General features: G+C 64.6%; 19 protein-coding genes. 4 read left to right on the top strand and 15 right to left on the bottom strand.

Annotated elements, in window-relative coordinates; translation table 11 throughout:
* Positions 1 to 346 precede the first annotated feature (346 nt).
* The 5 genes from B8W69_RS28810 to B8W69_RS28790 all read right to left on the bottom strand — a co-directional run bounded on the left by B8W69_RS28810 (position 347) and on the right by B8W69_RS28790 (position 5,328).
* The gene (locus B8W69_RS28810) at positions 347 to 1,882 is read right to left on the bottom strand and encodes a DNA cytosine methyltransferase (protein ID WP_085293075.1); all 1,536 of its coding nucleotides are present in this window, start codon (positions 1,880 to 1,882) and stop codon (positions 347 to 349) included.
* Between the two features lie 395 nt (positions 1,883 to 2,277).
* On the bottom strand, positions 2,278 to 3,030 hold the full coding sequence (locus B8W69_RS28805) for a DUF3560 domain-containing protein (protein ID WP_245843416.1): 753 nt from the start codon (positions 3,028 to 3,030) through the stop codon (positions 2,278 to 2,280).
* 639 nt (positions 3,031 to 3,669) lie between these two features.
* The gene (locus B8W69_RS28800) at positions 3,670 to 3,996 is read right to left on the bottom strand and encodes a hypothetical protein (protein WP_085293074.1); all 327 of its coding nucleotides are present in this window, start codon (positions 3,994 to 3,996) and stop codon (positions 3,670 to 3,672) included.
* A 36-nt stretch (positions 3,997 to 4,032) separates the two neighbouring features.
* The gene (locus tag B8W69_RS28795) at positions 4,033 to 4,443 is read right to left on the bottom strand and encodes a hypothetical protein (RefSeq protein WP_245843415.1); all 411 of its coding nucleotides are present in this window, start codon (positions 4,441 to 4,443) and stop codon (positions 4,033 to 4,035) included.
* Positions 4,444 to 4,788: 345 nt separating this feature from the next.
* A complete protein-coding gene (locus B8W69_RS28790) occupies positions 4,789 to 5,328 on the bottom strand; it encodes a hypothetical protein (RefSeq protein ID WP_085293072.1) in 540 nt (179 codons plus the stop codon).
* A 402-nt stretch (positions 5,329 to 5,730) separates the two neighbouring features.
* On the opposite strand from B8W69_RS28790, the gene B8W69_RS30820 reads away from it, so the two are divergent.
* Positions 5,731 to 5,886: a hypothetical protein gene (locus B8W69_RS30820; RefSeq protein WP_165762719.1), complete on the top strand. Its 156-nt coding sequence runs from the start codon at positions 5,731 to 5,733 to the stop codon at positions 5,884 to 5,886.
* Here the strand turns inward: B8W69_RS30820 and B8W69_RS28785 are convergent.
* The 6 genes from B8W69_RS28785 to B8W69_RS28765 all read right to left on the bottom strand — a co-directional run bounded on the left by B8W69_RS28785 (position 5,862) and on the right by B8W69_RS28765 (position 10,980).
* Positions 5,862 to 6,581: a chymotrypsin family serine protease gene (locus B8W69_RS28785; RefSeq protein WP_085293071.1), complete on the bottom strand. Its 720-nt coding sequence runs from the start codon at positions 6,579 to 6,581 to the stop codon at positions 5,862 to 5,864. The genes B8W69_RS30820 and B8W69_RS28785 overlap by 25 nt on opposite strands.
* 20 nt (positions 6,582 to 6,601) lie before the next feature.
* Positions 6,602 to 6,772: an amidohydrolase gene (locus tag B8W69_RS30400; RefSeq protein ID WP_133058047.1), complete on the bottom strand. Its 171-nt coding sequence runs from the start codon at positions 6,770 to 6,772 to the stop codon at positions 6,602 to 6,604.
* Entirely contained in the window at positions 6,769 to 8,061 is a 1,293-nt protein-coding gene (locus B8W69_RS28780) for a hypothetical protein (RefSeq protein ID WP_085293070.1), read from the bottom strand. Before B8W69_RS28780 ends, B8W69_RS30400 begins: the two co-directional genes overlap by 4 nt.
* A complete protein-coding gene (locus B8W69_RS28775; protein WP_085293069.1) occupies positions 8,061 to 8,354 on the bottom strand; it encodes a hypothetical protein in 294 nt (97 codons plus the stop codon). The genes B8W69_RS28780 and B8W69_RS28775 overlap by 1 nt, the downstream gene beginning before the upstream one ends.
* A 29-nt stretch (positions 8,355 to 8,383) precedes the next feature.
* A complete protein-coding gene (gene nrdH, locus B8W69_RS28770) occupies positions 8,384 to 8,617 on the bottom strand; it encodes a glutaredoxin-like protein NrdH (RefSeq protein ID WP_085293068.1) in 234 nt (77 codons plus the stop codon).
* A 716-nt stretch (positions 8,618 to 9,333) separates the two neighbouring features.
* Positions 9,334 to 10,980, bottom strand: coding sequence for a ParB/RepB/Spo0J family partition protein (locus B8W69_RS28765; protein WP_085293067.1), 1,647 nt, complete (start codon positions 10,978 to 10,980; stop codon positions 9,334 to 9,336).
* An 868-nt stretch (positions 10,981 to 11,848) separates the two neighbouring features.
* Here B8W69_RS28765 and B8W69_RS28760 point away from each other — a divergent pair.
* The 3 genes from B8W69_RS28760 to B8W69_RS28750 are packed head-to-tail and all read left to right on the top strand — an operon-like array spanning position 11,849 to position 15,692.
* Positions 11,849 to 12,859: a CBASS cGAMP-activated phospholipase gene (locus B8W69_RS28760; RefSeq protein WP_085293066.1), complete on the top strand. Its 1,011-nt coding sequence runs from the start codon at positions 11,849 to 11,851 to the stop codon at positions 12,857 to 12,859.
* Entirely contained in the window at positions 12,856 to 13,866 is a 1,011-nt protein-coding gene (locus B8W69_RS28755) for an SMODS domain-containing nucleotidyltransferase (RefSeq protein ID WP_085293065.1), read from the top strand. Before B8W69_RS28760 ends, B8W69_RS28755 begins: the two co-directional genes overlap by 4 nt.
* Before the next feature lie 44 nt (positions 13,867 to 13,910).
* On the top strand, positions 13,911 to 15,692 hold the full coding sequence (locus tag B8W69_RS28750) for a ThiF family adenylyltransferase (RefSeq protein WP_245843414.1): 1,782 nt from the start codon (positions 13,911 to 13,913) through the stop codon (positions 15,690 to 15,692).
* On the opposite strand, the gene B8W69_RS28745 is transcribed toward B8W69_RS28750, so the two are convergent.
* The 4 genes from B8W69_RS28745 to B8W69_RS28735 all read right to left on the bottom strand — a co-directional run bounded on the left by B8W69_RS28745 (position 15,684) and on the right by B8W69_RS28735 (position 19,922).
* Positions 15,684 to 16,871, bottom strand: a complete 1,188-nt coding sequence (locus tag B8W69_RS28745) for an SAVED domain-containing protein (RefSeq protein ID WP_085293063.1) — start codon at positions 16,869 to 16,871, stop codon at positions 15,684 to 15,686. The genes B8W69_RS28750 and B8W69_RS28745 overlap by 9 nt on opposite strands.
* Positions 16,872 to 16,895: 24 nt before the next feature.
* The gene (locus tag B8W69_RS28740; protein ID WP_165762718.1) at positions 16,896 to 17,921 is read right to left on the bottom strand and encodes an ImmA/IrrE family metallo-endopeptidase; all 1,026 of its coding nucleotides are present in this window, start codon (positions 17,919 to 17,921) and stop codon (positions 16,896 to 16,898) included.
* A gap of 11 nt (positions 17,922 to 17,932) precedes the next feature.
* Positions 17,933 to 18,901: a protein-tyrosine phosphatase family protein gene (locus B8W69_RS30395; protein WP_133058046.1), complete on the bottom strand. Its 969-nt coding sequence runs from the start codon at positions 18,899 to 18,901 to the stop codon at positions 17,933 to 17,935.
* A 76-nt stretch (positions 18,902 to 18,977) separates the two neighbouring features.
* Positions 18,978 to 19,922, bottom strand: coding sequence for a hypothetical protein (locus B8W69_RS28735; protein WP_085293061.1), 945 nt, complete (start codon positions 19,920 to 19,922; stop codon positions 18,978 to 18,980).
* Positions 19,923 to 20,127 lie beyond the last annotated feature (205 nt).

The following is a 20,127-nucleotide window of genomic DNA, read 5'->3' as shown; positions in this document are numbered from 1 at the left end:
CGGGTGAGGGTGGGCGGTCAACCCCGAAGAGTCCGCGCCGAACGGAGCAGGGTTTTCGGCCCGCGCTCGCCGGCGCGTAGCGCCCTGGCGGGCTGGCATTGGGCCGAAAAGGTCACTCGGCCTGCGTAGTTCGGTGTGGGCGTGGGTTGAGCGGTCGGGGTCCCCGCCCGCTTACCATGAGCACCCTGCTGACGGCTAAAAGAGGTGAGGGGCTACGGGTTTGGTGGCCGCCGCCAGGCGGCCAGTCCGGTCGCGCGGGGCGCGCCGGCACGGTGGGGCCGGAACAAAAAGGGGGGCCCGGCCAACCCCCTGCTGGTGGGGAGCTGGCCGGGCCCGAGCGGTGTTCTTAGGTCGCGCCGAGCGCTTGGGTGACGATTCCCACGAGGTCCCGCGCGGCGGGAGGGGTCACCGCGTTACCTGCCTGGCGCACCTGTTCACGGCGGTTGCCCAGGATGCGGTAGCTGCGCGGGAAATCCATCGCGGCTGCGATCTCGTAGGGCTCGAGCATGCGAAACAGGACATCGTCGAGCTCGATGGTGGGGTGTTGGGCGGTGAGCAGCGGCTGATGGCCTGTCGTTGTGATGGTCCGGATGGGTTCGGTTGCGGGGGTGGTCATTTGGCCTTGGTCACCGCGGGCGGTGTTGTTGCGCATCAACAGTGCGTGCCGCTCGACCGCGGTGACAGTGGCCAACGCGTCGCTGGCGGGCCGGGTCCCTCCGTTGCCGTAGTAGGTGGTTACCAGGCCGTGGTGGTTGCCGTTGGCGACGACCGTGCATAGCGGGTCGGTGACCGGCCGGTGTTTGGAGCCGCCGCCGCGCAATTCGGCGATGAACGGGGTCATCGCGACGCCGTCGTTCTCGCGGGTGGTGCGGGTGGGCAGCGGCTGGGCGGTGGGGATTGCCTCGGTGCGCCAGGTCCCGCCGGTGGGCACCAAGAGGCCGGTTTCGTTGCGGGTGGTCATGGTCCGCGCGGCCTGGTTGATGGGGGCGGCTTTTTTGCCGTCTCGGGCTTCGACGGGGACGAGCAGCGGTGCCCAGTAGCGTTGGATGCCGGCACGGATGCGGGCCATCGTTTTTTCGGCGAGCGGTTTGGCGCGCTCGCCGATGGGTTGACCCAGCAGTGTCCAGTCGATGATGTCGGCGGCGGGCCGGTAGTGGGGTTCGACGATGTGGTGGCAGCGCGGCGTGGAGCAGATGTAGAGGTATTGCTGGCGGTAGCGGCCCCATGGTGTGCGGTCGGGGCGCTTGAATACTTGGCGGGCGTTGATGTCGCCGTGCACCGGGCATACGGCGGCAGGTGCGGTCACGCGCTCGATGTCGGGGCGTGGGGCGCCTTTGCGCCAGAACAGCACGTAGATTCGGTCGCGGCTTTGGGGTGCGCCGGGGCCGAAGGCTTGGGCGTGCATGGAGTTGAGGAACACGATGTGGTGTTGATAGCCCAGGGAGTCCATGGCCATCAGCCAGGCAGGGAAGGGCTGCCAGTGGCAGGCTTCGACGACGTTTTCGACGATCACGGCGGCGTAGCGGTGTGCTTCGGCGAACCGCACGACGTCCCACATGGTGGCGCGGGAGCGTTCGGCGGCCTCGTCGGGCAGTACATCGCCGAATAGGTCGGGCTCTGAGTCACGTTTGCGCCCTTTGGCCGCCGAGTGGTTGGTGCATTCGGGGCTGGCCCACAAGATGTCGGTTTTGGGGTAGCGCCAGGGGTTGACTTGGCTGATGTCGGCGCAGTCGTGGTCGGCGTCGGGATGGTTGGTGTTGTGGGTTTCGACGGCCAGTTGCCAGTGGTTGGCCGCGATGCGCACGGACACGCCGGGGATGGTGGTGGCTCCGGTTGATGAACCGCCGGCACCGCAGAAGAGGTCGGTGAGGGTCAGGGTCATGGTGTTGTCTCCGTTTCGGGTTGGTGGTTGGCGCCGGTCGGCGTTGGGGTGTGGGGGACCGGCGGGGTGGCGGTGTCAACCCCGAAGAGCCCGGCGGATAAGCAGGAGGCGGATTTGCGGCCGCGAGCGGCAGCGAGCTGGGTAGGGCCGCAAATGCCGCCGGTGGCGCACGGGCGTAGCGGGAGCCGCCCGGGCAGGGCGGCGGGAGCGAAGAACGGGCGAGCCCGCCGGGCGTGGGTTGACGGCGACGGGGTCCCTGTCGGTCACACTTGGCCCCTGCTGACGGCTAAAGAAGGTGAGGGGCTACGGATTTGGTGGCCGCCGCCAGGCGGCCAGTCCGGGCCCGCGGGGCGCCCCGGGATCGTGTGGGCCCGAAGAAAAAAGGGGGCGCAGTGTTATCCGTCCGTGGTGGCAGGGCTGGACGCTGGGCGGTGACCGGTGATCTCGTGGTAGCCGATCGTGTTCGTCCAGGAAGCGCCCTCGTGCATGCGGACCGACACCGATTTGGGGTTGACCCGGACGACGAGGTACCAGTGGCCGCGGCGTTGGACGAAATCGCCGCGCGAGATGGTGTCGCGGCTGTGCGTGCTGGCAACGCCGGATGCCTGCAGGTCGGCGTAGATCGCTGTCCAGTAGGAGATTTCATCGCTGCGTTGGGCCATGCGGGCGATCACTCGGTCGCGGTAGGGCCCGGTGGCCGGGCCGAACTCGTCGACGTATTCATGGGTGGCGCTGCGGGCGATGACGCGGCGGTGGCCATCGAGGGTGCGCTGATCGGCGCGTTGCTCAGCTTCCAATTTCTCGATGCGGTTCTTGACGGTCACCGGGTTGTAGCGGTGTGCGGTGGTGGTTGCGGCCGCTTGGGCGCGGGCACTGGCGCGGTCGGCCACGTCGGTGGCGTCGATGGCGCGCCGGGTCGCATCGTGGGCGCGGGCGATCGCGTTGCGGTGGCGGCGTTCGCTGTGATGTCCGATTTTGATCGGTTCCCCGCCCGGAGGCAGCGCGTCGACCGCGCGCTGCTCGGCGTCCCAGGCGGCCGCGGCTGCGGCGGCCTTGCGGCCAGCTTTGGCGTTGAGTGCCTCGACGCGTTGGGCTTGGCGCTCGGCTCGGTCCCGCCTCGGCTTCGGCTGTGGGACGGTGCGAGTCATCGATGTCGATGGTGACGCTGTGCCCGGCGGTGCGTAGCGCGCCGGCGGCCTGATCGATTTTGTATCGATTGGGTTGGCGATCGCGGCTGCCGGCGATGCCCCACAGGCCCAACGAGGGAAACCAGCGGAAGCCGGCGGCTTTGAGAATGGTGTTGGTGCCGTCGCCGCGGGCGGTACCGTGCACGAGGGTGCCTTCAGCGGCGTTGTGAATGATTTCGCTGGTCATGGTGTTGTTCTCCGTTTCCGATGGTGATGAAGTGCGCCGGTTGGCGCTGGGGTGCGGGCAAGCGGGTGAGGGTGGGCGGTCAACCCCGAAGAGTCCGCGCCGAACGGAGCAGGGTTTTCGGCCCGCGCTCGCCGGCGCGTAGCGCCTTGGCGGGCTGGCATTGGGCCGAAAAGGTCACTCGGCCTGCGTAGTTCGGTGTGGGCGTGGGTTGAGCGGTCGGGGTCCCCGCCCGCTTACGGTGTGCACCCTGCTGACGGCTAAAAGAGGTGAGGGGCTACGGGTTTGGTGGCCGCCGCCAGGTGGCCAGTCCGGTCGCGCGGGGCGCGCCGGCACGGTGTGGGCCGGAAGAAAAAAGAGGGCCCGGCCAACCCCGCGGGTGCAGGTGCTGGCCGGGCCTGAGAGGCCGGGGGAGGTCAGAACAGGCGACCGGCGCGGAATGGATCGGTGTGACATGGGCAACCACACCGCCAGGTGAACCCCGGCAGGGACACTTTGAGCGTCACGCCGCCCTCTTGGGGTCCGCCGAGACGATGTGGGCAGTCGTCGTGGCGGCCTTGGTCGCAGGATTTCGTGGACGCGTTTACGGGCATGTCGACGATGACTTTGACGCCCTTGATCTCATCGGGGTAGGTAATCCAACGAACCCCGTTGACGTGACGGATCTTCGTGTGGCGTTTGATGCGTTGTTCGGGCAGGACGGTCGAGCCGCACCATTGTTCCCAATACTCCGTGTCGGTCATAGTGGTTTCCTTCCGGGGCGTGCTGTCTAATAGCGGTTAGCGGGCGGCGGGGATAGCGGCGCGGAGTTGATCGGCGCTGATGGGTGTCCAACCCACGGAGGCGCAAGCCCAGGCGGTTTCGCCGAGCACGACGACGTCGCCGACGGACAAGCTGCGGTGTCCGGCTAGGCGGTAGCGCAGGGCCCAGGGGTGCTGTGGGCGCGCAATGTTGAGCTGTTCGAAGATGATCTCCAGCGCACCGGGGACGGCCGCCGCGCTGGGCGCCTGGTCGAGGATTTCCAGATCGAACCGGGCGGCTTGGTGCAGCCGCGCTGGTGCGTGAACGTCGAACCCGAGAAAGTGGTCGACGCCCTGGTTGAGGTAAACGGTGGTGCTGATGTGGGCCATGAGGTGTTCTCCGTTTCGTGCGGTGAGTGGTGCGCCGGTCAGCGCTGGGGGAGCGGTCAATCGGGTGAGGGTGGGCGGTCAACCCCGAAGAGTCCGCGCCGAACGGAGCAGGGTTTTCGGCCCGCGCTCGCCGGCGCGATAGCGCCCTGGCGAGCTGGCATAGGGCCGAAAAGGTCACTCGGCCTGCGCAGTTCGGCGCGGGCGTGGGTTGAGCGGTCGGGCCCCCACCCGATTAGGCTGCGACCCCTGCTGACGGCTTTAAGGTGAGGGGCTACGGATCTGGTGGCCGCCGCCAGGCGGCCAGTCCGGTCGCGCGGGGCGCGCCGGTACCCACCGGGACCGGAAGAAAAAAGGGGGACCCGGCCAACCCCGCGGTGGTGCAGGTGTTGGCCGGGCCCCAGCGTGTTAGGCCGCGCGGTAGTCGGCGGCGGTGGGATCGGCTTTGTATTGCTCACCGTCGGCAAAGACTGCGATCGCGGTGTCGTGGACCCGCGTGAGGGCCTCGATCACTGACAGGATCGCGGTGCGGTCTCGCAGTTGCCAGGTGATCGGCCCGGTGTAAACGTCGACCCAGTGCACCGTCGCGGTTTTGAGCCTGTTCAGCGCAGATTGGGCCACGACGGCGTACGCCGGTGCCCGGGTCCACTCGATGGCCAAGGCTGTGCGTGCTGACGGTTCCTCCGCGGGCGGTGCGCCGGTGGGGATTTGGGCGGGCACGTGGATCATGTGGCCGCGGGCGGCCGCAAATGCTGCGAGGAGTCCTTGAGCGGTTTGGCAGTTGTAGAGACTCATGTGGATGCCGTCGACGGTCATGGCGAGTCGCGCGTCGGGGGTGCGGGCGTGGTGAACGGTGATGTCGGGGTCTATCTGGCCCTTCACCGACACGGTGGTGTGGGTGATCAGACCTGCTGGGATGACGTGGGTGGCAGCCGCGGATGTGGTCATGATGTTGTCTCCGTTTTCCGATGGTGATGAAGTGCGCCGGTCGGCGCTGGGGTGCGCGCAAGCGGGTGAGGGTGGGCGGTCAACCCCGAAGAGTCCGCGCCGAACGGAGCAGGGTTTTCGGCCCGCGCTCGCCGGCGCGGTAGCGCCCTGGCGAGCTGGCATAGGGCCGAAAAGGTCACTCGGCCTGCGCAGTTCAGCGCGGGCGTGGGTTGACCGGTCGGGCCCCCGCGCGCTTACCATGAGCACCCTGCTGACGGCTAAAGAAGGTGAGGGGCTACGGATTTCGGGTCCCCGCAGGGGACCGCGGAGGACCTGGTCTGCGGTGGACGGGCTGGGGAGTGCTCGTCGAATCGCAATGCGTGGGTGTGGCTATGCCCGCTGCGGGGCGGGTAGCCTAAGACGGTGATCGAAGGGGCAGTTTTGCAGGAGCTGGTGGGATCGGATCATATTCCGGCACCGGTGATCGACTGGCTGGTGAATGGTTACTGGTCGACTCCGGTGCCAGCCTGCGACGTGTCGTATCCCCGGGCCGGTTACGCGGGGCTGTTGGAGTTTTGACCGAGGCGGCCGGGGGCGTTGAGGGCGCGCAGGCCACTCGATAATGAAGCGAAGCGGCCGTAGTCTTGGCCGGCCGCGGTTGTTTTCTCGCCGAGCCAGATTCCGATGATTCGTGCGTTGCCCTGGACTGTTGGCGTCCAGACCGGGCCTCCGGAGTCGCCCGGGATGCTGGGCGTCATGCCGGTGGTGAGGTATTGGTCTTCACCTTGGGTGGCGACGATTTGGCCGCAGTGTTGGCCGCTGGAAACCCCGAGCCGGCAGACGGTTTCCCCGATTTCGGGTTCGGGGTGATCATCGGTGAACAGTGTGTGGTTGTTTTCGATGAAGGCGGATGCCAGCGAGCTTGTGCTGAAGTCGATCAGTGCGTAATCCGCGCCGCCACTGCGGGGTGGCTCGAACACGGTACGCACGAACTCTCCGGTGAGCCCGTTGCGTTTGTCGCGCACATACCCCGCGGCCGGGTCGGCGCGGCAGTGCCCGGCCGTGATGGCATAGGTGTGCATGTCGGTCCCGGTGTAGACATAGCCGATGGTGCAGAACTGGTTGCGCCCAGCGGGGTTGATGTAGTCGACCTCTTCGCCGGGGCTGACGACGGTCAGAGCGGCATGTGAAGTGGGCGAGCTGGCTAGCGCCAGCGCTGCTGTGCTGAGCAGGCCTGCGACGGCGGCGGGAAGTCGGCGGGTCGGGCTACGCATGGTCGGTTACCTTTCAGCTTCTAGGCGGCCCGCGTGTGGCGCACGCGGCGTTCAGAGCGCAGTTGCGCGCGGGCGGTCATGCTGTCGATCCAGGCGCGGGCAGTGTTGGCCGCGGGCCCGGGACGGCCTGCGGCCGCGGCGATGGCTGCGGCCGCGCGGTTGGTGATGGCGGACTCGAAACGCGTTGTCATGCAGACTCCTTCAAACGGGTTGCGCGGGTTGGGTGAGTCGGGCGACGGCGGTTGTGGTGGCGGTATTCGGCGGTGAGCCGCTCCAGCAGGCTTTCGACGGTGTGGGCGGCGCTGCGCGCCACGGGCGAGCGGTGCTCGCCGCTGCGGCGCTTGAGCTCGTCGTGGGTGTGTTGCACTGCTCGCAGCTGCTCGGCGGCTTCGGCGAGCCAGCGGGCGGCGCTGCGGGCGCCGCCGGGTACCAGTCCGCGCTGGTCGTGGTGGGCGCGGGCTTCCTGAAGAGCGGTGTCGAAGCGCTCGGCGGCCCACCGGGCCTTGGCGGCAGCAGACAGGGTGTGCAGTTCGGCGCGGGTGATGGCGGTCAATCCGCCGAAGGGGTCGTTGCGCTCCCACAGTCCTGCGTTGACGTGGTCGGTGACGTCGGCTTTGTCGCCGTCGATGGCGGGCAAGAGTAGCACCACGCGGGCGGCGCTGGCGTGCAGACGGTCATGCAGGTTGATCGCACGCTGATATCCGGCGAGATCTCGATCGGCCACGATGGCGACGTTGAGTCCGGTGAATGCGTCGACGAGCTCGGTGGGGAAGTTGGCGGCCCCTTGGGCGTTGGTGGTGGCCAGCCGGCCCAGCGCGGTCAGGGTATCGGCGTCTTTTTCGCCTTCGGTGACCCATACCCATGCGCCGGTCTTGGCCGCGTTGTGAATTGCGTTGGGCCGGTACAGTACCGGGGTGAATCCGTGCGGCTTGCGGTAGACCCATTGGTGTGCGGCGCGGTAGCGCTGCCGGAACTGCTTGTGCGGGCGGCCGGTGCAGGTGCATTCTTCGCGAATGACCTGCTGCACTGGTTCCCCGGCAGGGGACAGGTAGGTGTAGACCCGCACGCGGCGCCACTGGTGCTCGGCGTGTTCGCGGCGCGCAGTGATCCGCGCCGGCAACGGCCCTAAACCGCGAGCGCGACGGGCGACTTTGCGTTGTGCGGTGTGGGTCCAGCTTTGACCGGTTGTGGGAGCGGGGTTGTCGAAGAGATCGGCCAGGCGCAACCCGAGGGCACCGGCGATCTCGGCGGCGGGAGCCTGGCAGCTAAAGCAGTGCAGCAGCACCGCCCCACCCCGCCCAACAGGGGTGTTTTCGCGCCATCCCACCGACAGCGAGGGGGAGTGGTCGGCGTGCAGCGGGCAGCTGGCCATGAACGCTTCGCCGCCACGCGGGCGGATGGTGTGCCCTGCGGCCTGCAGGGCGTCGCGCACCTGGTCCAAAGCGGTTCCGGGTGAACGGGTCTGCGTGGTTCTGGCCATCACGGTGTCTCCTTGTCGATGACCGTGTGGACCACGGCGTAAGCCGCGCGGGTCTGCCGAATGCTGTCGTCGAGGAAGGTGGCGACATCGCGTCCGTCGCGGCCGTCGGTGAACTCGACGTCGTAGACGCTGTTACTGCGCAATTGTTGGAGGCTGTCCGCAGCCTTTTGCAGTGCCTTCACGGCGTCGGCCAGATGGGTGAGCAAATGGCTTCGCGTTTCAGCGATGCGCTCGATGCTGTCCAGTTCGGCGAGCTCGGCAACTGCTTGCTCGAGGGCGGCGTCGGTGTACATGGGGTGGGTGTCCTTTCCGGTCAACGGGTCTAGGCGGCGGCCAGACGGGAGAGGCGATCCGGACGGAACCCTGCCCAGTGCTCCGTGGGGGAGACGTAGACGACGGGCGCGCCCAGGTACCCCAGACTCATTACGTAATCGCGGGCCTCGAGATTTTCGGTGACATCAATTTTCTGGTATTCGATCCCCTGCTTGTCGAGAGCCTTAAACGTCGCGGTGCATTGCACGCAGGCCGGTTTCGTGTAAACCGTGATTTGAGACATTGGTAGCCTCCTTCGCAAATGGTTGGTGCTGCGGTCGATAATTGAATATTACTGTCGTGAGTGGCCCTATGCCATAGTCGCGCAAAAGAAATTCGGGCGATTGTGGATCGTTCTCCACAACGAATGAACTTAGGTGGATACAGACATCTCCCATACCGGCCGGCCGCGATACATGCCTGTCATACCCGCCTGTCAGACAGCGCCTTCGCTGGCTTCCGTCAGGGAGGATAGGCGAGGTCACCGGCCCGGCGTCGCCCCAGGGATTCTCGTTGATTCTCGGTGCGTGCGACTTGGAGGTAATGGACAAAAACAGCAATGATTGATTCTGCATTTTTGCCATCCCGTCATTACTGCATCCGACCAAAGCCGCTCGATATGCGGCCGTTGCCAGCAAGTCACTTGCACGTTTCTTGCATTGTCATTGCCGCCATTCTTTTTGCCTCTCTGGCATTGATGATTACAACCGGGCAGCGGTCCGTGGAATGCAAGGCCCGGGCGTGAAGTTTTCCCAGCGAGCCTTAGCGAGCGGCTCGGGGAAAAGTTCGCGAGCCACCGGCCCGCAGCAAGGCGAAGGCCGGCGCCTTGCAGGTAGCGGCCCGGCCGGTGATAATCAAAAGGCCAGAGGGCGCAACGCGTTTCACGTCCGACCCTCGATAATGCCGCCGCCGCGAAAGGTGGGGCCAGAACCGACGTCCTGACCCCACCCGAGAGACGCGTTACTCCTTCACCGCATCGGCCAAGTACTGCTCGTACACGTCATCGGCGCTCTTGGCCTTGGTCACAACTTCCTCGACGGGGGCCAGCGGGTAATCGTTGTCGGCGAGCCAGCGCAGATACTCGCTGCTGCCCACGTGGTGGCCCCACCAGCCTGTGTTATTGCGCCAGGCGTCTTTGGGGGTCCGCGATTCCAGAGCGCCGAGCACCAGGGCCAGCGTGAGCACCTGGGCGCGCCCGTCGCCATTGGCGGGCAGATCGGCCACGAGCTTGGCCACGGCTTGGCCGCTGTCCACACCGAGCAGTTCGGCGGTGGTGTCCAGCGCGTTGTTGTTGGTGAGCAACGCGTTGTCACGAGCCAAGCAGTCAGCGACGAACATGGCCGCACCCTTAGGTGAGGTCTTACGCGCCAACAACTTTTTGACGAACTCTCGCCGCACACCGAGAGCGGCATCCCCGAGTTTGTTGAGCGCTAACACTTTCCGGCGCTCCCGCTTCTCGGTCTCGGCCTTGTCAAGCGCGGCTTGCTGACGTGCGGCCTGGCGAGCCTCGTCGTCCAAGTCGATCGCGTCGCCGGTGTCGGTGTCCACCAGTCCGGCCTGCCGCGCGAACCAGCTCTGCGGGGTCAGTGCTGCGGAACGGTAGTCGAGGCAGTAGTAATCGGGGGTGAACACCTCCTTGTCGGTGACCGTGTTGGCGTGGCGCAGCCCCTCGGCGGGTGTGGCGTCTGGCTGATCCTCGGTGTCCCAGTCCACGCTCTGTTCGTCCACGACCTCGCCGGTTTCCACGTCGCACAGGGCGGTGTCGTCGACGAGAAACACGGCCCAGTGGGCGGGGTTGGTGACAGCGGTGTCGTCGGCTTCGTCACCTTCGGCGGTCACCAGGTGGTGCAGCGGTATACAGGCCGGGTCCCACGACTCCGGGCGCTGCTCGAGGATGGTGAACCCCTTATCGGCGAAAGGCTGGGCGGCGTGGGCTCGGGCCTGGGCGGTGTCGCGTTCTTGCCGGAGCTGGGCGACCGTGTGCTCGAACCAGGTCCCCCCCGCCGACCTCATTAGCCGGTCCACCGCGCCGGGTATGTCCTCGAACTCGGTGATCGCAGCGGCTTCGGTCAGGCTGAGTTGACCGCTGGCCAGGGCGTCCATGGCGGTGGCCGACCGTGCTGCTGTGTGAGCAGCCTTTACGGCGTCCTTGCCGACAGATAACCGCTTGGCCACTTTGGCCACCGACAGCCCTGCATCGATCATCTGCTGGATGCCGCGTGCCCGCTGGGCGTCGGTGAGATCGCGCTTCTGATCGTTCGTCACGATCTGGTGCACGATGCGGTCGATGGTCTCCTGGCTGGCATCGGAGGCGGTGGACGGCAGCACGTAGACCGGAACGCTGGTCAAGCCGACCTCGCGGGCGGCAAGGGTGCGCCGCTGCCCGTTGCGGACCCGGATGACCTCGGTCCGCTCGGGGTCACGCACAGCCGTGATCGGCACCAGGACTCCGTTTTCGGCGATGTTAGCGATGAACGCCTTGCTCAATCCTGCGTCGTCGCGGACGTTGTCACCGATGTCGAGCAGCGTCGGGTCGAGGTGTTCCAGCGTCCCGATGGTCTGGTCGACGGCGGCGGCGTTGCTGTCGGTGTTGGTTGTGTCGGTCATGGTTGAACCTTTCTGTGTGCGGCAGGCGTTCACATGGCCGCCTGCTCTTTTTGCCTTCTGGCAATTGAGATTTGGCCCGGTATAGGGGCGCGGAGTGCAAGGTCCGGGCGTGCAGTTGGCCGCCGCGAGCGAAGCGCGCGTGTCGGGTAACTGCGCGAGCCTTGCGCCCGGAGCGAAGCGGAGGCCGTGGCCTTGGCGCGCAGCGAACCGCCGGGCAACAATCGAAAAAGCCAGAAAGGCAAACGAATATCGGCTTGGGCCGGGACGGTCCAAGCTGTTTGTAGGTTCCCATCCAAGATGGCGGAATTCCCATCTTTGTGACGTCTAAATGGCGGATCCGCCATAACGATGGGAATCTGGTTAGCGGGACTAAGTTTGCGGCTGGTCACTTTGGCTGCGGCCGCTCTCTTAGAGCTAATCTATCGTGTTCGCGAATTATGCTCTACACCAAGGATATTGGTGTACGTGGCTAAAGAGCACAATGCAGGCGCACGGGCTGGCCGTAACCAGCTCTCCAAGGACGACGTCATCGACACGGCCCCCGCAGAAAACCGGCAGCCGCGTGACTCGACCTCGTCTTGCATTCCCCGGTCAAAACCAGCGCGCAGCGGCGGCAGCCTGGTCCAGGTGTAACCGTTCGAGGGCGGCACCATCAATTGACTGTTTGCCCGGCATGGTGGCGCTGGCCTCGGCGCGACGGGACGAAGGAGATCGACGGGAGATTACGGGAGAGACGCTTCGCGGTGTCGAATGCCGAAGGCCCGGAGCCGCGCCGGACGGATTCCAAGGTGCGACGTCAGACCTCAGTGACCGGTGCAACCAGGCTCGGCTCCGCAGGAAAGGACCCATCACGCACGCCAGCGATCCCATGAATAAAGCCCCAGTCTCGTCGAGACCGCACCGCTTTCAGGTGCTGGCCCTCGACGGCGGCGGCGCCAAGGCACTGTTCACCGCGCATGTACTCGCACGGCTGGAAGCCGACCTCGGCATCTGCGTCGGCGACTCGTTCGACCTCATCGCCGGGACGTCGGCCGGCGGGATCATCGCACTGGGCCTTGGCGCGGGGATGCGGCCCGCCGAGATTGTCGAGCATTACGGGGCGCTGACCGGACGCGTCTTTCCATACGGTCGGTGGGCCAAGTGGCATTACCGATTGCGCCCTTGGGCCAACGCCTACTCCGGCGAGGTGCTGCGGCTGGCGCTGGGCGAGGTGCTCGGGTCGCGCCTGCTGGGGCAGAGCCACAACCGGCTCGTCATCCCGTCGTGGGATGTGCAGCGTGGTGAAGTACACCTATTCAAAACCCCTCACCACGTGCGGCTGCGCCGCGACTGGCGGATCCCGATGGTCGATGTTGCCTTGGCCACCACGGCCGCACCGACGTTCTTCCCGGCGGCCACCGTCGACGGGCAGCGACTGGTAGATGGTGGCGTATGGGCCAACAACCCGTCGGTGGTGGCCATCGGCGAGGCCGTCAGCATGCTCGACGTGCCCTTGCGCAGCATCCGGGTGCTCAACGTCGGTACCGTCGATCAACGGACTCACCACCCCAGGCGTTATGACGTTGGCGGCTGGGCGACATGGGCCACCACGGCGACACCGTTGATGCTCACCGCGTCCAGCCGTGGAGCCCAGGGCACGGCGATGCATTTGGTCGGCGCCCAGAATTACGCCCGGTTCGATGTGACGGTTCCCGGGTCCATCTTCACCCTGGACCGCGCCGACCCCGAGGCCCTCGCGGGTCTGGCCGCAGGTCAGAGCCGCCTACTGAGCCCCATCTACGCCGAGATGTTCGCCGACCACGTCGCACCCCCGTACACCCCGATCCATGGTCCCGGCAGTCGCCGGGCTACCCCGACACCGCCAGGAGGCGACTCGTGAAGCACACCGACTACTTCAAGAACTTCCTCGCCAACACCGTCAACATGTCCAAGTTCAACTTGGAGCTCCTGAGCCAACGGGTCGACACGGTCTACGGTGTCCTCAAGGCCGACGACGACCTCGGTCCGCTGGTCAAGAAGAAGATCCCGCAGGGTTCGTGGCCGCAGAAGACCATCATCCGTCCGCAGAATGGCAAGGCCTTCGACGGCGACTTCATGGTGCAGATGGTCGAGAATCCGGCATGGGAGGTTGACAAGAAGAAGTACGCCGACGCCATCTACCGCGTGCTGCACAACACGTCGCCCTACAAGGATATGCCGCATGGCCGGAAGTGCCGGTGCGTCTACCTCACGTACGCCAACAACGCCATGCACCTCGACATCGTCCCGTTCGTGATCCGCGCCGATGGAACCCAGTGGATCATCAACCGCGACGATAATGAATGGGAGCGCACCGATACCGACGGCTTCACCGCCTGGATGAAGCGGCAAGACGAGATTGCCGGAAAGCACCTGCGCGAAGTCATCCGCATCATAAAATTCCTACGCGACCACAGGAACTCCTTCACCGGCACCAGGTCGATCCTGCTCACCACCTTGTTGGGCGAGCAGGTGAAGGAATGGCGAACGATTCTCGACGCTGGGTACTACGGCGACCTCCCAACTGCGTTGCTGCACATCGTGTCCGAACTCGACGACTGGCTGCAGGCCAGGCCGACCAAGCCCACCATTATGGATCCGGCCGGCACCGGCACATCTTTCGACCACCGATGGAGCGCAGAAACCTACGCATACTTCCGCGATCGCATCCACGCCCACGCCGCCGAAATCAAGGCAGCCTACGACGAGACCGACTTCGACAAGAGTGTCAAGAAGTGGCAGGCGCTGTTCGGCGACGGATTCTCGGCTCCGAAAACTGTTGGGGCAGTCGGCAAGTACCGCGCGTTGGGCACCGGCGCAGGGTCAGCCGGCGCATCGACGGTGAGCCTGCCAGGTCGCGCCGGGTGAGTAAGCCCCGCCCAAGTGCGTGGCAACAACAAGTCCTGACCGACTTGCGCATCATCGCCGGCACCTATCCCGACGACGTTCGGGTCGTCGGTTGCCACCGGCTCGACAAGGCAGGATCGATGCGGCTGCAGTTGAGACTCTGCACCCAAGACATTGAGCGCATCGACGGAGGCATCCCCTTAGGTGCGCGCGAGGACATCATCGTCACAGTTGGCCGATCTGAGCTGGCGCCCCCGCGCGCGGAAGTCGAGCACCTCCGGTTCCTGCACCATCCTCATGTGTTGCAAGGACATCGCCTTTGCCTGTACCTGGACCCGTCACGAGAGTGGGACCCGCTCAACGGGTTCGGTGGCTTCCTCGACCGGCTGTTCGCATGGCTCGCCGACGCCGCCGCTGCACGATTCGACGCCGAGACCGCGCTCTACCACGCTGTCGGAGGAGTCCTTCACGCAGACCGCCGAGCCCCTACCATCGTCGCCCGCGAGCCGCTCCACCAGGGCGCGCGTGCACACCACGGATGGCTGCTGCCGCGCACCCCTCACCGGTTTGACCTGACTCTCGTGCGCCCCGCCGCAGCTATCGGCGCCGACCACACACCAGTTGTCTTCCTCGACGCCGACCTGCCATTCGGCGCCGGCAGTTCGCTAGCCGAATTCCTCTATGTGCTCGACAACCCCTATCTCGAAGACCCGGAACCAGACTCGCCATACGCGGTGCAACCAATCCGCCTGGATGCGTCATCGATGGTGCTGACCGCGCTTGGCGCCAGCGCAATCCGCAAAGCCGACGGGAGCCCCCAGCGGCTCATCATCGCCGTCCCGCACCCCACCGGCGGTCCACCCCATCTCTTAGCAGCCAACATCCCCGCAGCCGGGGCCGATCAGCTCCGCGCACTTATCCGAACCAACAAAAGTAGGAGCCCCCTCATCGACATCGACCGCACGGAGCTCAACCCCAATACACCGATGCAATGGTGGCCCCTATCCGATGAGCGCGCCGAGGTCACCACCCGCCGTGACGCCCGACGACCCGTTGCGACCTACGAAGGAAAGAAGATTGCAATCTGGGGCTGTGGCGGGCTCGGCTCCTGGATCGCGGAGTACGTTGTTCGGGCCGGCGCCAACGAGGTGCTGCTGTGCGATCCGGGAACGATGTCCGGTGGCCTGCTGGTGCGCCAAAACTTCGTCGAAGCCGACATCGGCAACACCAAAGTAGAGGCGCTCGCGCAACGCCTGCGCGCGATCAGCGACACAGTCGCCATCACGACGCACGACACGATGACTCCGCCAGTCGACCAGTTCGCAAGTGCCGACCTGATCATCGACGCAACGGTCAGCATCGCGATCGCCAGACTGCTTGACGGACTCGCCGGCCTACCGGGAGACAGACCCGTGTTGGCGCAGGTAGCCACGGACTCGCGCACCGGAACCCTCGGCATCCTGACAGTCTCAGCTCCGCCCACACAGGCCGGACCGCTGACAATCGATCGCAATGCGGGCGAACAGGTCTGCTGCGACGGCAGCCTCGAAGCGTTCCATAGCCTCTGGGACCTCTCGGCGCCCGAGGACCAAATCATTCCTACCCGAGGTTGTTCGACGCCGACTTTCCATGCGTCGGCCGCCGATCTCGCCGCGGTCGCGGCCAGCTTGACCAGCATCCTGGGTGCCCACCTTAAATCCGGTGCAGCCCTTTCCGGCACGCATCTGATTTCCCTGCCTCACGGCGAGGCTGGGCCTTTGCGCACCTTCGTGCCAGCTCCCCATGCTGACGAACCCCAAGCAGGCCCCGTGATCGGCGCGGCTAGCAGCGATGCAGGTTCAGCGTGACGATACGTTGATGACTAGCACGCCTGTGTAACAAGCGTTCTCGCGCTCGTACACCTCGATTTCAGGATGGGCGTCTCGCATAAGCGCGCGCCCGGCTTCAACCGCGAAACTGACCGGAGCCGACGCGACAAGATGCCATCGACGGGCGGACGGAAACAATGATTCCGCTGCGGCCAGCGCCTCTCGCCACCGCGTCGCGAAACGGGCCAGCGACTGCTCATGCGACACCGAGGTCGGAGACGGATCCACTTGGGCGGGACGGACTTCGATTCGGGGGCACCCAGAAATCGCCGTGGGCAGCAATTCGGGATTCACCTCGCTGGTGACCGCACAGACCAGAACGATTTCGTCGACAGTCGCATCGGCTGACGGGGGTGTGACTACCGCGAAGTCGATGGGTTCGTTCTGATCTGCCCAGGACCAGCCGAGGAACTGGTCACGCTGCTTTTGAAAGATTCGCGTCGGCGTCTTGTCGTCGAGCTGCCAGCCAAGATATACGAGGAGAGGGATCGGGGCGATCGCGAAGACAGAGATGTGTTCGACGTCGCCGCTATCGACAGCCTGGCGTACGAGATGCAACGCGTCGTCAATGGATTGTTGCGCGGCATCCCAGTAGCCGCGACCACCTACTCGCCCACCGATGCGGCAGGTGAAGTCCCCGCTGCGCTGGGTTTCGACCAGTCCAAGGTAATTGACAGCCAACAGCGTCTCGGCGACCTCCCGCTGCGAAGCCAGAGCAAGCGAGCCGCGGATCTGGCAGCCCACCCGCAGCGCGGCCGTCCGCGTCAAACCGCCGTGCTCGGTGACCATTTCGATGCGGCGCTCACACGATTCCTTGATCTCTCGGAGCTTTTCAGGTGGGAAGAAATCGATGTGTTCGGGATCGTCGATCAATCGATGGCAATCGTGACAAAGAAGCAGCAGATTCTCTTCTGCCTCGGTGTCGATCCGGACGTCGTGATGCGCGCGTCGAGGAGAGTTCGCTCCTGCCGCGGCACCGATATTGTGAGCAAGTTCGGCGAGCAACACCGAGTGCATGTACGTGCGGGAATCACCGAGCAGTCGACGGTTGCAGATCGTGCACCTCCCCGCGGTGCGCGCCCATAACCCATTACGCACCGAATCCTTAATGTTCTCGCGCTTGACGAGCGTGTTGCGCCGGACAGAGCTAGTCGTCATGGTGATAGAAAGCCATTGCGTGTATCAGGTGCAGTCTCGGCAATAGTCACTGCCGGGCTCGAATCGCGACGGGTGCAGCGTTAGGAAGCAGCCTTTGCACTGCTTGTCTTTGGCGGCGCGTGCGGCGTCACAACCGCAGTGTCCGTGGGAGCACTGCGGCTGGTTGCAGCGTTCGCAGCGTTCACCCGCCAGAAACGAGTCTTGGCATGTCTCACAGATCCACCATTGGTTGTAGGTGTCGCGTTGGTCGGAAGGGCGTGGGATCGCCAGTGACTTCCAGGGCACGTTGTCGCTGACCAGCACCGCGACCAGATAGCTCTGGTCGAACCATCTGGCCTGACCGAACACGGTGTCGCTGCGTACGCCATTGCGGTAGACGACGAAGGTATCGTCGCGCGTTGCACCGTCGGCTGGGTTACGTAGGGCGGCTTCGATGAGAGGTGTACCAGACTGGTCGGACCGCTTCGCCGGCGGTATGAAGCTCTTCGGCGCGGCGAATTGCACGATACCCGTTGAGTCCAGCAGCACGACAGCACCCGAACCACGCAGATGCCGGGCCGCCCAGACACAGCAGGCTTCTCTGGAAGCGGACGAACTGGAGGTGAATATGTCGACGACATCTTGAGCAGTCGGCCCGCGCGGATCGATTCGTTGTCGTAAATCATGATCTGGCAACAAGATTCGAGCGGCAAACGCATCGCAGGATTGCTCCTCGAACTGGTCGGGATCACTGTATTGAAACACGTTATTGCCCAAGGTGATATCAGTGTGCTGCAGGTGGTGCCCCAACTCATGCAAGACGGTAAAGTTGCGACGCCGTATAGACATTGACTTCGTCACCACAAGCATCGGTGGCTCGGGCTGATAACTCCCCGCCACCGAACATCCTTCCCCGGTGGATGATTCGTCGACCAGCGTGACTGATAAGTCGTTCCACTGCATCAATTCGGAGACCGGATTTAGCCGCAAGCGCTCTAATGAGCCAGGTCGCCTGCGTTCGACGGCAACTGCCATCGCTTCGGCCTGCACTTGTGCTTCAGATACGTACATTCCGCGCATCGTCAGGACGTTTCAGGTTCGCTGCGTGATTGGCGAAACTGCGCAAGACGCGCCGACCAGTCTGGAGTTCGAGATCCGGTCTGCCTAGCAGCCAATGCGAACATTTCATAGCTCGCGCGGAGTCGGGCGGTGGCCTCGTCGAGGCCCTCGTCATGCACTCGTTTGCGCCAAATGGGTCGCCACCGCGGATGATCCACTTCCTCAACAAACTCCACGGGCAGAGGTTGCACAGCCTCGGCGATCAGCGCCGGTTCGACGCCGGTGACACGCGTGATGGTGTCAACCAAATCCGGAGTCAGCGGTCTCTTGCCGCGAAGTAGGCTCATCACGTCAGATTGACTGAGCCCATGGCGGCTCAGCGCCCCGACCAAGACTTTCAGGTCGACAGCCCTACCTAAAATCGAAGCCAAAGTGCGAGTAACCCTCTCAGGACGCTTTGCGATGGGTAGCGCTGGGGTAGCGCGCAGCGCTTCCAGGTCATCCTCGACTCCGGTTCGAATAGTGACCGAAGAATCGAATGAGGTTTCTGGCGGCCGTCCAAGCTGGACACCTTTAGGCCTAGGCAATCGTGAATCAGTCGTTGCGGCCGTTACCCAGCTAGCGATTTGGTTGGGAATTTCATCGATGATTTCATCGAGCACACGGAAGGGAAGAGTAGTTCGAAGGCCTACCCATAACGTGACTCCAACACCGAACGCTGTCAGAGCGGGTTCTAAGACGACCGACTCCGCGTCCTCCGCGCCTGGATCGAGAGTTACCGGAATAGCTTCGATCTCAGCGTGCTCGACACCAGTCACCAGAACCAGTAATGCGACGTCATCCCACGTCGCTCGCCAAATTTGACCGCCGTCAATTGGATGGTCGCGGCAATCGTCAAATCTGGCCCGTCGACCGATAGCCGTCAGAGGATAGGGTGCTGATCCCTTGCGAGCCAATTCGAGAAGATGGCGAGGCAGGGAGCTGTTACTCAACTAGCCCTCCAATCCGCTCGATTTACTAAGTGCCCGTGACTACTAAAGTCTGACGACATATCGTGCGTTCCGTCCGCTAAGCTGCTGCCGGACCGCCGCATAGCGCAATAACCTCCCTGACGATGTCCTCCTGATCCTCTCCTGTTCCCGCGAGTGAGCGGATCTTCGCCTTCAGGCTGCTCACAAACAGGGCTGACTGACTGCGTCCCAGGCTCAGACGCTCTCGGACGGCCGCACTGTCGTCGAGTACGGGAATTACCGCGCACTCCAGGGAAGATAACCGGCGGACGATCTCGGCGGCTGCGGTGGTGACGTCCAAGGCTATCGATTCGGCAATGACGGCCTCCTCCGGACTTGCAGTCTGCGAGGGTAGGTCGACGCCAGCAGCATCGTCGTCGATGCCATCGTCCACGGATTCGTCGAACGAGACCACGATCGGATCCAACGAGGCTGCGAATCTCTGAGAGAAAACGTACACAAGCTGGGCGATTTCAAGGCTCCCACCAGCCTGATCGAGAATGGCGTGGGCAATCGCAACCAGGGACGTGCGATCAGCGACGGGAGGGCGACGGGAGCTGCTCGACCACTTCGGTACCCGGACATTCGGTACCGCCCATGCGACCGCGACGAGCTGACCGGTATCCCCACCCCAGGGTTGGCCGCCCGTATTCGCAAGCCGCCACCGCCCCGCGCCCGCACTGCCAGAAGGAACCTTCTCGAACTCCGGCGTCTCGTCGAGCACTTTTTCGATCGCCCGCCGCAGAGCTCCGGTTCCGGTTTTTCTCGCCTGGTCGATCATCCAGTTTTGAACCCATCGCCGGATAATCCGTCCGAACGAGTCATCGTTGGTCGCTTGTGCCAGCAACGTCGCGGTCAGAGTTTGGATGCGATCGACGAAGAATCCTTGCACCACATCGTCGGGGTCGTGATCTTTAAGTGCGGGAAACCGGCGCAGCCCTTCGCGCACGATCCTTGAGACGAGCGCAACCCCGTGAGCGCCGAGGAATCCCTGGTCGCGCAACTCTTCGTACGCTGAGATGGAGTCCTCCTCCCGCGGGCGACTTAACGGTGGATGCCATTGTTCCAGTGCTGCTGGCGTTCGTCGGGTGAATCGCCCTGGAAATCCTGGAGGCTCCTGACCTTGGAAACGAGGATGCAGGGATGTCGAAGGAACAATCGCTGGGTAAGCCCACGTCGCGGCGCTACAGTCCCGAGGAGAAGGCTGC

Source organism: Mycolicibacterium vulneris, from assembly GCF_002104765.1.
GTDB lineage: Bacteria > Actinomycetota > Actinomycetes > Mycobacteriales > Mycobacteriaceae > Mycobacterium > Mycobacterium vulneris.
Note: the sequence above shows the minus strand (reverse complement) of the source record. Positions and strands in the feature narration are given on the sequence as shown.

Excerpts from the sequence above, each read along its gene's own strand:
- B8W69_RS28810 (WP_085293075.1), bottom strand. The coding sequence starts at position 1,882 with ATGACCCTGACCCTCACCGACCTCTTCTGCGGTGCCGGCGGTTCATCA.
- B8W69_RS28805 (WP_245843416.1), bottom strand. The coding sequence starts at position 3,030 with ATGACTCGCACCGTCCCACAGCCGAAGCCGAGGCGGGACCGAGCCGAG.
- B8W69_RS28800 (WP_085293074.1), bottom strand. The coding sequence starts at position 3,996 with ATGACCGACACGGAGTATTGGGAACAATGGTGCGGCTCGACCGTCCTG.
- B8W69_RS28790 (WP_085293072.1), bottom strand. The coding sequence starts at position 5,328 with ATGACCACATCCGCGGCTGCCACCCACGTCATCCCAGCAGGTCTGATC.
- B8W69_RS28785 (WP_085293071.1), bottom strand. The coding sequence starts at position 6,581 with ATGCGTAGCCCGACCCGCCGACTTCCCGCCGCCGTCGCAGGCCTGCTC.
- B8W69_RS30400 (WP_133058047.1), bottom strand. The coding sequence starts at position 6,772 with ATGACAACGCGTTTCGAGTCCGCCATCACCAACCGCGCGGCCGCAGCC.
- B8W69_RS28780 (WP_085293070.1), bottom strand. The coding sequence starts at position 8,061 with ATGGCCAGAACCACGCAGACCCGTTCACCCGGAACCGCTTTGGACCAG.
- B8W69_RS28775 (WP_085293069.1), bottom strand. The coding sequence starts at position 8,354 with ATGTACACCGACGCCGCCCTCGAGCAAGCAGTTGCCGAGCTCGCCGAA.
- nrdH (WP_085293068.1), bottom strand. The coding sequence starts at position 8,617 with ATGTCTCAAATCACGGTTTACACGAAACCGGCCTGCGTGCAATGCACC.
- B8W69_RS28765 (WP_085293067.1), bottom strand. The coding sequence starts at position 10,980 with ATGACCGACACAACCAACACCGACAGCAACGCCGCCGCCGTCGACCAG.
- B8W69_RS28760 (WP_085293066.1), top strand. The coding sequence starts at position 11,849 with ATGAATAAAGCCCCAGTCTCGTCGAGACCGCACCGCTTTCAGGTGCTG.
- B8W69_RS28745 (WP_085293063.1), bottom strand. The coding sequence starts at position 16,871 with ATGACGACTAGCTCTGTCCGGCGCAACACGCTCGTCAAGCGCGAGAAC.
- B8W69_RS28740 (WP_165762718.1), bottom strand. The coding sequence starts at position 17,921 with ATGTACGTATCTGAAGCACAAGTGCAGGCCGAAGCGATGGCAGTTGCC.